Source organism: Lactobacillus delbrueckii subsp. jakobsenii ZN7a-9 = DSM 26046, assembly GCF_001888925.1.
GTDB classification, from domain to species: domain Bacteria; phylum Bacillota; class Bacilli; order Lactobacillales; family Lactobacillaceae; genus Lactobacillus; species Lactobacillus delbrueckii.
On sequence record NZ_CP018218.1, the window covers coordinates 1589410 to 1602085 of the forward strand.

Annotated in this window: 9 protein-coding genes, 1 tRNA gene and 2 pseudogenes; 5 read left to right on the forward strand and 7 right to left on the reverse strand. The window is 49.9% G+C overall.

Features of this window, described 5'->3' with window-relative positions:
* Positions 1–20: 20 nt before the first annotated feature.
* Positions 21–94, reverse strand: a tRNA-Arg gene (locus LJ046_RS08070).
* A 223-nt stretch (positions 95–317) separates the two neighbouring features.
* Between LJ046_RS08070 and LJ046_RS08075 the strand changes: the two genes are divergently transcribed.
* The 4 genes and pseudogenes from LJ046_RS08075 (at position 318) to cysK (ending at position 5631) form a co-directional block, all read left to right on the forward strand.
* Positions 318–2696: a Xaa-Pro dipeptidyl-peptidase gene (locus tag LJ046_RS08075; RefSeq protein ID WP_002879282.1), complete on the forward strand. Its 2379-nt coding sequence runs from the start codon at positions 318–320 to the stop codon at positions 2694–2696.
* 111 nt (positions 2697–2807) lie between these two features.
* Positions 2808–3587, forward strand: a pseudogene (locus LJ046_RS08080) (MFS transporter).
* A gap of 296 nt (positions 3588–3883) precedes the next feature.
* Complete coding sequence (locus tag LJ046_RS08085) at positions 3884–4666, forward strand: homoserine O-succinyltransferase (RefSeq protein ID WP_002879281.1); 783 nt, start codon at positions 3884–3886, stop codon at positions 4664–4666.
* A gap of 41 nt (positions 4667–4707) precedes the next feature.
* Positions 4708–5631, forward strand: coding sequence for a cysteine synthase A (cysK, locus tag LJ046_RS08090; RefSeq protein ID WP_002879280.1), 924 nt, complete (start codon positions 4708–4710; stop codon positions 5629–5631).
* 152 nt (positions 5632–5783) lie between these two features.
* Here the strand turns inward: cysK and add are convergent, their stop codons facing one another.
* On the reverse strand, positions 5784–6776 hold the full coding sequence (gene add, locus LJ046_RS08095) for an adenosine deaminase (RefSeq protein WP_002879279.1): 993 nt from the start codon (positions 6774–6776) through the stop codon (positions 5784–5786).
* 216 nt (positions 6777–6992) lie between these two features.
* Positions 6993–7334, reverse strand: a complete 342-nt coding sequence (locus tag LJ046_RS08100; RefSeq protein ID WP_002879278.1) for an HIRAN domain-containing protein — start codon at positions 7332–7334, stop codon at positions 6993–6995.
* A 191-nt stretch (positions 7335–7525) separates the two neighbouring features.
* Between LJ046_RS08100 and LJ046_RS08105 the strand changes: the two genes are divergently transcribed.
* Positions 7526–8455, forward strand: coding sequence for a DegV family protein (locus tag LJ046_RS08105; protein ID WP_002879277.1), 930 nt, complete (start codon positions 7526–7528; stop codon positions 8453–8455).
* 48 nt (positions 8456–8503) lie between these two features.
* Here LJ046_RS08105 and LJ046_RS09875 read toward each other — a convergent pair.
* From LJ046_RS09875 to glnA, 4 genes and pseudogenes are all read right to left on the reverse strand, one after another.
* A pseudogene (locus LJ046_RS09875) lies at positions 8504–9202 on the reverse strand (transposase); the annotation flags it as partial.
* Between the two features lie 188 nt (positions 9203–9390).
* A complete protein-coding gene (locus LJ046_RS08115) occupies positions 9391–9762 on the reverse strand; it encodes a hypothetical protein (RefSeq protein ID WP_002879274.1) in 372 nt (123 codons plus the stop codon).
* Positions 9763–9862: 100 nt separating this feature from the next.
* Entirely contained in the window at positions 9863–11083 is a 1221-nt protein-coding gene (locus tag LJ046_RS08120; RefSeq protein ID WP_035176702.1) for an MFS transporter, read from the reverse strand.
* A 254-nt stretch (positions 11084–11337) separates the two neighbouring features.
* On the reverse strand, positions 11338–12675 hold the full coding sequence (gene glnA, locus LJ046_RS08125) for a type I glutamate--ammonia ligase (RefSeq protein ID WP_002879271.1): 1338 nt from the start codon (positions 12673–12675) through the stop codon (positions 11338–11340).
* Position 12676: the final 1 nt, after the last annotated feature.

A 12676-nucleotide genomic window follows, 5' to 3' on the forward strand; every position in this document is an offset into this window, starting at 1 on the left:
GATTTCTCTGGTTGCAATCATGATTCGGGTGAGATTCGAACTCACGACCCACGGTTTAGAAGACCGTTGCTCTATCCAGCTGAGCTACCGAACCGTTATACTCCGACGCAACAAATTAAGTATATTAGACCAGGGATAAATTGTCAAACATATTTCGGAAAAAGTTGCTTTTTTTCTTGGTCATTTTTTCCTTGACAAAAAGGAAGCGGTTTGCTTGCATTAACTTGAGAACTTGCTTAAAAAACAGCTAAAAAAACTGGATAAAGCAAAAAGATACAATATCCCATAGATGTAAAGATATAAAGATGAGGTAAAGCATGAAATACAATCAATATGCCTACGTTGAAACCAGTCCGGAAAAGGCAACTGAAGAGCTGCTGGCGATCAACTTCTTGCCGGAAAACTACTCTTCTCTTTCCTTTAGTGAGCTCCTGGCCGTCTTGACCGGCAATGTCCTGGCGGAAGCCACGACCCGCCAGGCTAAAGACGCCAAATTGGCGGAATTTGCCGTGGACGACCAAACCGACCTGGCCGCCTTTCTTTTGGACACGCCGACTGCCATCACGGCCAGCCAGTTCGCTAATGTTGCCCTGCAGCTTTTAGGCTACCACCCAAACTACGACTACAGCCTGACTGATCCTTTGACTTGCGGGAAAAAGCATGCCCTGCCCGCCTTTAAGGACTTGACCAGCAAGGAAGAATTAATTTTTGCCTTCTACCGCCTGCTCAACACCCGGAGCAAAAACGGGCAGATTCTCTTGGACGTCATGGCCGGCAAGGGCTACTTCACCCAGTTCTGGGGGGAAGGCAAGTTTATGTTCTTCAACGGCAAGTCCCTGCCAGTTTTTGACACAAGCCAGGTCATCCGCGAGGTCGTTTACGTGCAAAGCGACCTGGACACGGACGGCGATGGCAAGGGCGACCTCTTGCCGGTCACGGTCTTCCGGCCAGTTGAAAGCCAGGACCAGCTGAAGGTCCCAGCCCTCTACACGGCTTCACCTTACTTTGGCGGGATCATCGACAATGTCAAGACTAACCACAATGTCGACGAGAACCTGACTGACGCGACCACTTGGACCAATCCCAAGTACGTGGCCAAGCCTTTAGTTAAAAGCCCTGCCCCCAGTGGCCAGGACGTGCCGGCCACTGAACTGGCAACCGGGCAATCTTCTTACGGCTTAAACGAATACCTCCTGGCCCGGGGCTTTGCCTCTGTCTTCTCTGGGGCCATCGGCAACCGGCACGGGGACGGGATCCGGATCACCGGGTCACCGGAAGAAACCATCTCCCAAAAAGAAGTCATTGAATGGCTGACTGGGGACCGAGTGGCTTATACTGACCGGACCCGCCGCTTTGAAACCAAAGCCAGCTGGTGCAGCGGCAATGTCGGCATGACTGGCCGCTCTTACCTGGGGACCTTGCAGATCGCCATCGCGACGACCGGGGTCAAGGGCTTGAAGACGGTGGTTTCTGAAGCCGCTATTTCCTCTTGGTATGACTACTACCGGGAACACGGCCTGGTTGTCGCGCCAAGCGAATGCCAGGGCGAAGACATGGACAAGCTGGCTGAAGTCTGCCAGTCCAACCTCTGGGACGGGGGCAATTTCACTGCTAAAAAGGCTTATGAAGCAGAGCAAGCCGAACTTTTAGCCGCCCAAGACCGGGCAACCGGCCAGTACTCTGATTTCTGGGAGTCCAGAAACTACCGCCACCACACCGATGGCATCAAGTGCTCCTGGATCTCCGTTCACGGCTTAAACGACTGGAATGTCAAGCCGAAGAACGTCTACAAGATCTGGCAAAAGGTCAAGCAGCTGCCGGTGGAATCCCACCTCTTCCTCCACCAGGGTCCGCACTACAACATGAACAACCTGGTTTCCATCGATTTCACCGACCTCATGAACCTCTGGTTCGTCCACGAGCTTTTGGAAGTGGAAAACGGGGCTTATGAGCAATGGCCAAAGGTCATGATCCAAGACAACTTGGAAGCTGACAAGTGGCACGCAGAAAGTGACTGGGCCAACGACCTGGGTCAGGCCAGCCTCTATTCACCAACGGCTGACGGGTACCTGTCAACGGTTGAAAACGGGACAGGCCAGCTAACCTTCACCGACTTGGGCGGGACAGAATTCAAGAAGGCCGGCATTAGTGAAACTGACTGGGAATACCAGTTTATCAGCGGGGAGGAAAAATGGGCCAAGGCCAGCCTCCGCTTTGAAAGCGAGGAATTCCTCCACCCGACTACCCTGGTCGGCCGGCCAAAGGTCCGGGTCCGGGTAGCAGCTAATAAGACTGTCGGCCAGCTGTCTGTTGCCCTGGTTGACCTGGGGACCCGGCAGCGGCTGACGGCTACGCCAAAGATTTTTGCCAGAGGAAACCAGCCCTTTGGCTACCGCTTCGGGGCAGACTCCTTGCAGGAATTCGTCCCGGACAAGGCCACTAAGGCCAAGCTGATTACCAAGGCCCACATGAACCTGCAGAACTACCAGGACATGAAGCAGCCAAGCAAGCTGGAAGCCGGCCAGTTCGTCGACCTGGAATTTGAACTGCAGCCGACCTACTACACCCTGCCAGCCGGAGCAAAATTGGGTCTGATCATCTACTCAACCGACCAGGGGATGACCAAGCGGCCGCTGGAGACCGAAGACTACACGGTTGACTTAGCCGGAACTGCTCTTTTGCTCTACCGGAAATAATGCCTGGGCAAAAATTGGCGGTTTATTCTAAAATAACTTTATCGCAAACAAAGTAAAAGGCTGTCGCGGAGCTACCGCTGACAGCCTTTTTGTGTTCTTAGAAAGGTTCTTATGGAAAAATCAAGCAAAGTCAACCTCGCTATTTTCAGTGCGGGCCTGATGACCTTCATCGGTATTCTGAATGAAACCTCCATGAACGTCACCTACCCGCTTTTAGTCAAAGAGTTCCACCAGCCCCTGGCAACCGTCCAGTAGATCGCTACCGCCTATCTCTTGACAGTGACCATCGTCATGGGAACTACCGCCTACCTGCTCTTGCTGGGTCTGGCCCTTTTTGCCATTATCTATGCCTTATCTTTAATCGGGACCAGCAGCTTGATCAGCGGCCTGGTCCTTTTGCCAGGCTCCTGCGTGGGGGCCGTCATCTCGCCTTTTGCCGGGAAACTGGCCGACAAGCGGGGCTTCAAGTTCCCACTAACCCTGGGCGGCTGCCTCTTTCTTTTGGGCAACTGCCTGCTTTTGGTCCTGCAGCCCTTGCTGACCCCGGTCTTGATCGTTGTCTGCCATATCGTGATCCGGTCCGGCTCCAACTTGAGCTTTGCCAACACCATCTCCAACGCCTCAACTTTGGTTGACCGGAAAAACGTGGCTGACGTTAACTCCTCTTTCAACATGCTCCAGCATTTTGCCGGTTCAGTCGGCATCAGTCTGGCCACGCCCCTGATCTCCCTGGCCCAGAAAACGGGGCAAGGGACTTTGGGCCAAAGAAGCTACCAGGACGGGAGATACGACTTTATCATGTTCAGCTGCCTAGCTTTGGTGACCCTTTTAGCCATCTGGCAGAACTTCTGCCTGCAGGAGCAGAAAAATAAAGGAAATTATTTTTTGTAACTTTTTTCTAATTTTCTTGCCAAAGCAAAAAATAGCGGTTATACTTCAAGTAACTAATTTAGGAGGTAAGCCAAATGTTCAACAAGAACCTGTTCAACGTAAACATGACTGCTTGTTGTTGTGGATTGTGTCTTAAGCAATCCACTATTTGGCTTGGACTGGAAAGCTAGGAGCAGACCAGAATTCCCAAATATCCAAATAACTTTGATTGTTTAAGACGCGTAGAGCTTGGCTCGCGCGTCTTTTTGTTTTCCCAGATTTACCTGCTATTTTTTAAAAAAGGACTGACAAACAAGATGAGCAAGAAAATCGGCATTCTCAATTTGATGCATGACAAGATCGACACCCAGAAACGGTTCAGCCATGTGATCAAAGAAGCCAGCCCGGAAACTCAAATCACTTATTTTTACCCCCAAAGCCACTATCTAAACCGGCCCCGACCCCAAAACTGGCCGGCTGAGCCGCTAAATCTCAAGACAGTTGCCAAGCTGGACGGCTTCATCGTCACCGGCGCCCCGATCGAGCTCCTACCCTTTAGCGAAGTCGACTACTGGGAGGAATTGACCAAGCTCTTTGACCTCTTAAAGGCAAAAAACATTCCCCAGCTCTATGTCTGTTGGGGCGCCATGGCGGCTCTCTACTATTTCTACGGGATCGGCAAGCATCCCCTGCCGGAGAAGATTTTCGGCATCTACCCCCAGGAGATCCTGGCTCCCGCCCCCCTGTTAAGTGGCCTGGTCACAGGCTTTCGGGCCCCGCATGCCCGCTACGCTGAGATGAACAGGAGCGAGATTGAGCAAGAAAAAGCTTTAACCATCAACGCGGCCACACCAGATGGCCACCTTACTCTGGTCACTGGGCCTGGCCAGCAGGTCTTTCTCTTCAGCCACCTGGAGTACGGCCCCCAGGCTTTTAGCAAGGAATACCAGCGGGAATTATCCGCTATAGGAGGTGATGAACGGAAGCTAGCGAAACCGCAGCGGTATTTCGCGGATGAAGCCGCCATGTCCCTGCCCCAGTTTACCTGGGAAAGCAGCCAGCAGCACTTTTTTAAAAACTGGCTGCAAACTATCAAATAAGGTTTAGAATTTTTTAGCGAATAATTTAAGGAGAAAAAACTATGTCAACTGACCGCATTTATGGCAACATTTTGGAAACTATCGGCCACACCCCAATCGTTAAGTTAAACCGGGTCGTCCCGGAAGGAGCTGCCGACGTCTACGTCAAGCTGGAATTCTTAAACCCGGGCGGGTCGATCAAGGACCGGATTGCCCTGGCCATGATTGAAAAGGCAGAAAAAGAAGGCAAGCTTAAGCCTGGCGACACCATCGTAGAACCAACTTCCGGCAACACCGGGATTGGCCTGGCCGCTGTTGCCAGCGCCAAGGGCTACCACTTGATCATCGCCATGCCGGAAACCATGAGCGAGGAAAGAAAGAAGATCATGCGGGCCTACGGGGCTGAACTGCTTTTAACCCCGGGCAAGGACGGGATGCCAGGTTCTATCGCTTTGGCGGAAAAGCTGATTAAAGAAAAGGGCTACTTCCTGCCAATGCAGTTTGAAAATCCGGCTAACCCGGAAATCCACGAACTGACCACGGGCCAGGAAATCGTCAACGCCTTTGCCGGCGATTTGCCAGACGCTTTTGTAGCCGGGGTTGGTACCGGCGGCACTTTGACCGGGATTGGCCGGGCCTTGAAGAAGGCCGGCGACGTCAAGGTCTACGCCCTGGAACCGGCGGAATCCCCGCTTTTGAAGGAAGGCAAGAAGGGCCCGCATAAGATCCAGGGGATCTCTGCTGGCTTCATTCCAAAGACTTTAGACCAGTCTATCTACGACGGGATTGTCGAAGTTTCCAGCGATGATGCCTTTGCAACAGCTAGAGAAGTTGCCCGCCTGGAAGGCTTTTTGCCAGGGATCTCTGCTGGGGCCAACATCCACGGGGCCATCGAACTGGCCAAGAAGCTGGGTGCCGGCAAGAAGGTAGTCACTGTAGCGCCGGACAAGGGGGAACGCTACCTGTCAACGGCTCTGTACCAATAAGTTAAAAGTAAAAAAGATACAATAAAAGGCAATAAACAAAACAACCAAATCAATCTAATTTAGTACTTAACACTTTACCGCTTAACACCAACAACTAATCAAAAAACTGCATCCCCAGGGATGCAGTTTTCTTCGTTCTAAAATCTTTAGGCTTATTTTTCCAGCAAGGCCAAAAGGCGGTCTTTTTCCTCCTGGCTGGCAAAAGCGGCTCTAACCGAGTCTAAGTAAAGCTGCTTTTCTTCAGACTTAGTCAAACCCTGCTCTTCCATGAGCTGGTATTCGCGGGGCAGGTTGGTCACTGAGACCGTCATGTTGTCGGTATTCAAGGTTACCCGCAGATTTTGCCCCAGCATGGAGCGGAGGGGGTATTCGGCGATCTGGTCAAAAACCTTGGTGTTCAGGTTTGAGCTGGCGCAGCATTCAAGAGTAATCCCGTCTTCAGCCAATTCTTTAACCAGACTTGGGTCTTCCTGGCAGCGGATGCCGTGGCCGATCCGCTTGGTCCCTAAGGCCAGGGCCTCTCTCATCGACTCTGGCCCCATGGCTTCACCGGCATGGATGGTGTATGGAATCCCCCATTCTCTTGCCTGCTGGAAAAAGGGCGCGTACTTGCGGTTGGCCACTTCTTCGTTTTCCGGGCCCGCCAGGTCCAGGCCAGCTACTCCCTGATCTTTAAACTCTTTAGCCACTCTTAAAGTTTCCCAGTTTGCTTCATCCTGACCAACTAGCCGCATCAAGCAAAGGAGGAAGTTGGCGTGCAGGTCGTCTCCTTCCTGCCCTTTTTGCCAGGCGTAAAAATCGTCTCTGCCATCGAGAACCGCCTGGGCAGCTTCTGCCTGGGTCAAAGTTTCCGTGTGCTTCTGCGGGGCAAAGCGAATTTCCGCGTAAACCAGGCCTTGTCCACGCAGCTCTGCTAAGAGTTCTTTGACAATCAGACGCAAGTTTTCTGCTGTCTGCATCAAGGACAAGGGGAAGTTGAACTTGTCCAGGTATTCGTCCAGGTTCCGGCAGTCCGGGCTGACTGAAAGTCTTTTTCGCAGGTCAGCTTCCGGCAGGCTTCTCCCCTCTTTAGCCAGCAGTTCACGGACGGTTTGGTAAGGTAGGGAGCCATCTAAGTGCAGGTGGAGGTCAATCAGTTTTTTCATAGTGTCTTTTACCCCTGTAAGAAAATAATTGTTACTATTCTAGCACCATTTTCACTTTTTTAAAGTTGGATTTTTGCTAAAAACTTTAATGCCATTAACACAAGCCAAGCATAGTTACTCTATTGTTCGGGATTTGTTGAAATATATTTTCTTTAAAAAAGCAAAATCCTGCTTGAAAGCAACATTGCTGTCTCAAGCAGGATTTTTCACGGCAAATTAATAATTCCTGTGTTTTTTATAAATCTTTTTAACTTTTTCAAAACCAGTCTCTTCCAGCTCGCAGACCAGCCCTTGCGGCAGGACGTAGAGCACCCGGCCTGTCGCCCCGTCGTCGATCAAGTCGTACAGGCGGCCGGCGCTGCGGCTTTCGCCCAAGACAGTATACGGGCTGTTGGCCACGTAGCCGATCTTGACTAAAGCCCGGGCTTCCACCCTAATGGCTTCCTTGTCATACTTGTTGTCAGGTCCCTTGTACAAGGTTACCTTCATTCTCGGCTTGAAAGCTTCCGTCCCAAAGTAGTGGTTGCAGCCCGTTACCGTAAAGAAAATGTCTTCCATACCGCTCGCCTCTATTCGCGCATATAGTCAAGAAGTTTTTGTAGTTTTTGCAAAAGATTATTCTATCTTAACTATAATCCTGCTTTTATCCGGCGGCAAGCATTTTCTCCCCATCTTGCCCATTTGTCCATTTTTCACTAAAATATGATTAGGATAAAATTTTTTAGAATAATAATGCTCGGAGGAAAAATATGAAAATTGCTGTTTTAACAGACAGTTCTGCTTACCTGAGCGAGGAGCAACAAGAGAAGTATCATATCGACGTGGTGCCGATTCCCTTGATTTGGGACGGGAAGACCTACTACGACCTGGTCGACATCAGCTATGAAGAATTTTATGAAAAAATCTCTACTAGCCAGACCCTGCCGACCACTTCCCAGCCATCTTTGGGTCAGATCATGGAATTCGTCGACCGCTACGTGGAAGAAGGCTACACCGACGTAATCATCCTGCCTTTGTCCAGCGGGATCTCCAGCTCCTACAACAACCTGGTCAACTACGCGGCTGAAGAAGACCGGATCAAGATTCATCCTTTTGACTGCCGTACTACCTGTGCCGGCCTGGCTGACTGCGCCATTTTGGCTGCCCGCCTGGTTAATGCCAGAGCCAGCGTCGACCTCATTATGAAGGACCTGGAAGACCTGCGCAAGACGATCGGCGTCCGTTTCTTGGTCGACAACCTGGGCCACCTCAAGCGGACCGGCCGCCTGTCAAACGCGGCCAGCTTTATCGGCACCTTACTCCACATTACGCCAATCCTAGCCATGGACGTGCAAAAGACTGGCCACATCTCCGCCATTGCCAAGGAACGCCAATATAAGCGGGCCTACAAGCATATCCAAAACGACTTCCGCGAATTGACGGAAAACAAGGACTACCCAATCCAGGCCACGATTTTTGACGCGGCTAACCCCGATCGGGGCGACGAATGGATTAAAGATTACCAGGCTGCTTTCCCAAAGGACAAGTTTGACCGGTCCATCATTGGCCCCGTTGTTGGCGTTCACTGCGGGAAAAATACCATCGCCATCATTTGGTGCCGGGACATCGACAGCTACTTTGACCAAGACGGCCAGCCTCTGCCAGATGTCGAATCTGCGGAAGTCGGCGAAAAGTTTTAAATTAGGCAAAAAAGAATAAGCAACAAATAAACTCCTGTGCTACTAGTGAAGTGCCTCAACTTTTGACATCCACTCATCGCCAACATGATCCATAAACTCGAAAACAACGGCTTTCTTCTTGCCATGGGCTAAGTAGAGAATATACCCTGTTTCCCAGTCTATGATTGCGGTGGCGTACTTATGGCCATCGTGGAGCTTAAACTCATCAATGGCTAAGTATTTTGCCTGCCTTTCAGGTTTTATGAGTGTCTTGCCATCAGTTGTAAATTTAGACAGCAGAAGAGACTTGTGAATTGGCTTTACAGTTATCTTATCCAAGCCAGTAAGCCAAGCCACTGCCTTTAGAGTAAGGCTATAGCTTAACAGTTTCTCAGTGTATTCTTTTAAAGGTTTGGTGATGCGATAATCATTAGCTTTAAAAGGGATAGACTGGCTTCTAGTGTTGAATTGGCAATCAATGTTAAGACAACGAAAACGTGCATAGGACACTCTGATATTGGTGCGTATTCCACCAATAGCGACGTGCTTAAGAGTAGATTCTAAAGACCCATTTTTAACTAGCTTTCTTGAGCAATTAGGACAGAAAGTATCACCACACTCATCTAGCTTTCCTACAAAGGTTAATCCATCTTCATTTTGAATTGGCTCGCAAACTTGAATAAAATCGGAAAGACCTGATTTAAAGAATAAGACACCTTTGTTAGGCATAACATCTTGAGTAGCAACTGACAGTTCTGTATAATTCATAGTAAGAAGGGCCCCTGTGTTTTTGTCGTTATTAACATTGTAAGGGACAACCCTTCTTTTTTTATTGCCTATTTTCTATTTACACAAGAATTTATACTGAACCATTTTTATAAAAAAGCCCTGCACAAGCGTGCAAGGCTTCTTACCTTCTCATAGAATATCTATTTTTTCTTTTATATTCCTACTTTTTAAGCAATAAAGGAAATCATGATTTCCAGCTGCATCAAGGCATCGATGGCACCAGGCAAACTTTCTTCACTGACTGTCTGCTCAATAACGGCATGGTCTTCATCAAAGTCAAAACCAGCGTCCATAATCATCCCGGCCGCGTACTCGTTCAAATCCTCGTTTTCTTCCAATGGGTTGTACTTGTACATGAGGTAGCCATCATCAGTTACCGTGTACTTGTCCCCGCTTTTTTCGACCAGGATAAAAGGCTTGCGGCCGTAAGCATCAACCAGTTCGTTTTCTACCTGGAAAACCGTGTCTGACCAGGGCTTAAAAACTGTCTGCCCCGCCAGCCAATTGATGTAATCTGCCTTCAATTTCTCGATTTCCATTATTCTTTTCTTCCTTCCAAAAAATTTACGCTATCATCAATTATAGCCAATTAAGAGGTAAAAGAAAAACCAGCCTGGCGGCTGGTTTAATTTTTGTATTTTAGTGATTATCAATTGCCCCGTTCAAGTGCTTGCGCCAAATTAGGTAAACGATCAAGGCCAAAGGTACCACGATCAGCTGGACCAGGTAGAACCAGCGGCCCGGCAGAGCCTTGGCCACAACCCCGGCCAGCATCGGCCCAAAGGCCATGGCGATGTCCAGGCCCAGGTAAAAGGTGGCGCTGCCCAGACCCTGTTCATTAGCCGGTGACAAAAGCAGGGCCGTTGACTGCAGGACGGAGTAGATCAAGCCATAGCCGACCGCCATCCCGGCCGCCCCCAGGGCCATCATCCAGTTGCTGCTCATGTAGGCCAAAAGGACCAGGTAAATGGCCGTAGCCACCAGGCTCAGCCAGAACCAGACCCCGAAGCGGACCGTGTCAAAGTAGTTCTTGAGGAAGGTCCGGATCAAGAGCAAGACGATGGCGTAGATGAAGAAGTAGCTCCCTACCGCCACTGGCATGTGCATCTTGGCCACGTAAGTCACGATGTCGGCCTGGGTGACGAAGTATGGAATCCCGAAACAGGTCGTCAAAAGTGCTACTGGCAAAGCGTTGACGGAGATCATCTTGAACTGCTTCTTTTCTTTTTGCCGAGGACTAGGAACAGCCCGGTTGCCGACGAACTGGATGATGATGATCATGATCAAAGTTGCCGCGGCTGGCAGCATCATGGTTTTCCGGTAGCCAATCACCTTATAAAGGTTGATGGAAATAGCCGGGGCAATGGACATGGCCAAAGCATTCATCAGCCCGTACAAACCCATGGCCGACCCGACGTGCTGGCGGGGAACCAGGAAGGCGATCCAGGTGGTCATGCAGACCGTGCAAAGGACAAAACCAGTCCCGTTGATGATTCTAAACAAGAGCAAGAGCTCCCCGTTAGGCGAAACAATATAGCCCACGATCCCGATAAGGATCAGCACCCCACCGATAAAAGACAGCTGGTACTTGGAGAACTTGTCAGTCAAGTTACCGGCGATTGGCCGGAGAAACATGGCCGCGAAGCTCATAATCCCCACGATCACCCCGGATAAAATGCTGCTGGCCCCCAGGCTTTCAGCATAGCCGTTGATCAATGGGTTGTTGAACATGGTCCCGAACAAAAACAGGAAGGAGGCGGTCATGACCAAGATGACGTCTTTGGAATAAATCGACTTTCCCTTTTCCTGCTCCATCCGCCCCGCTTTGGCCGGGGAAATACTTGCGCTCTTGCTGCTCACTGTAAAACCCTCTTTAGTCTCAATCAATTCAATCAACGTTTTTTTGCTTAAAAACAAATTAGATTTTACCATATTTCGCCCTTCTTCGCTAAGGCTGGCAAAAATCTCTTTGCCTTTTTTCGATTATCCAGCAGTAAAGCGCTAGCAAGCGACTGCTTGCTTAAGATAATTAAGCCTGATTTCTTCATAAGAAAAAAGTCTGCCCAAAAGGCAGACTTTCTGATTAGTCAATGATAAATATCGTATTCTGAACTTTAGTAATTGAAGTAGCGCTTTACTTCCCATTCTGAAACTGATTGGGTGTACAGAGCCCATTCAGTTTCCTTCAATTCCAGGAAGCTGTCAACGATGTGTTTGCTGAAGGCAGACTTGACGACTTCGTCTTCCTTGAAGGCCTTGATAGCATTGTGCAGGGTTGATGGCAATGGCTTGATGCCCAGTTCCTTGCGTTCGTCATCAGTCATTTCAAACAGGTTGGAAGTTACAGGTGCCATTGGCAGCTTGCCTTCCTTGATCCCGGTCAAACCAGCCTTCAAGCAGGCTGACAAAAGCAGGTATGGGTTAGCAGTTGGGTCAGTTGACCGCATTTCCAAACGAGTGCCGACTTCGTTGGCGTTAGGAATCCGGACCATTGGTGACCGGTTCCGGCTAGCCCATGAGATGTAAACTGGGGCTTCAAAGCCTGGGATCAGCCGCTTGTAGGAGTTGACCGTTGGGTTAGCCACGCAGGTAATAGCGCGGGCGTGTTCCAAAATCCCGTTCAAGAAGGTCAAGGCAGTAGTTGACAGGTGGTATTGGCCATCCTTGTCGTAGAAGGCGTTCTTGCCGTCCTTGAGGAGGGACATGTTGGTGTGCATCCCGTTGCCGGCCAAACCTTCAACTGGCTTAGCCATGAAGCTTGCGTACAGGTGGTACTTGCGGGCGATAGTCTTTACAACCATCTTAAAGGTTTGCAACTTGTCAGCAGTTGCCAAGGCATTGTCGAAGCGGAAGTCGATTTCCTGCTGGCCATCGCCGACTTCGTGGTGGGCAGCTTCTACGCGGAAGCCCAGCTTTTCCAAAGTTTCCACGATTTCCCGACGGCACTTGGCGCCTTCGTCTTCAGAAGCCATGTCGAAGTATGAGCTGTGGTCGGAAACCTTGGTGGTTTCTTCCCCGTTCTTGCCTTCCTTGAAGAGGAAGAATTCAGCCTCAAAGCCGATTTCAAAATCGGAGAAGCCCATTTCTTCCATTTCCGCAATAATCTTCTTCAAGTTGTTGCGTGGGTCACCTTCAAATGGAGTGCCGTCTACGTTGTGAACTGAGCAAACCAGGCGGCCGATCGTGCCTTCTTCAACAGTCGTCCATGGCAGAACTAACCAAGTTGACAGGTCTGGGTACAGAACCATGTCACTTTCTTCCAGACGAACGAAGCCGTCGATTGATGAACCGTCAAAACGGGTTTGGTTGCCCAAGACGTCGTCCAATTGGCTGACAGGAACTTCCAAGTTCTTCAGCGTACCGTTAATGTCAGTGAAGGCCAAACGCAAAAAGCGAACGTTCTTCTCTTCTACATCTTTGCGGATTTCTTCTTCAGTAATTACCTTGCTCATG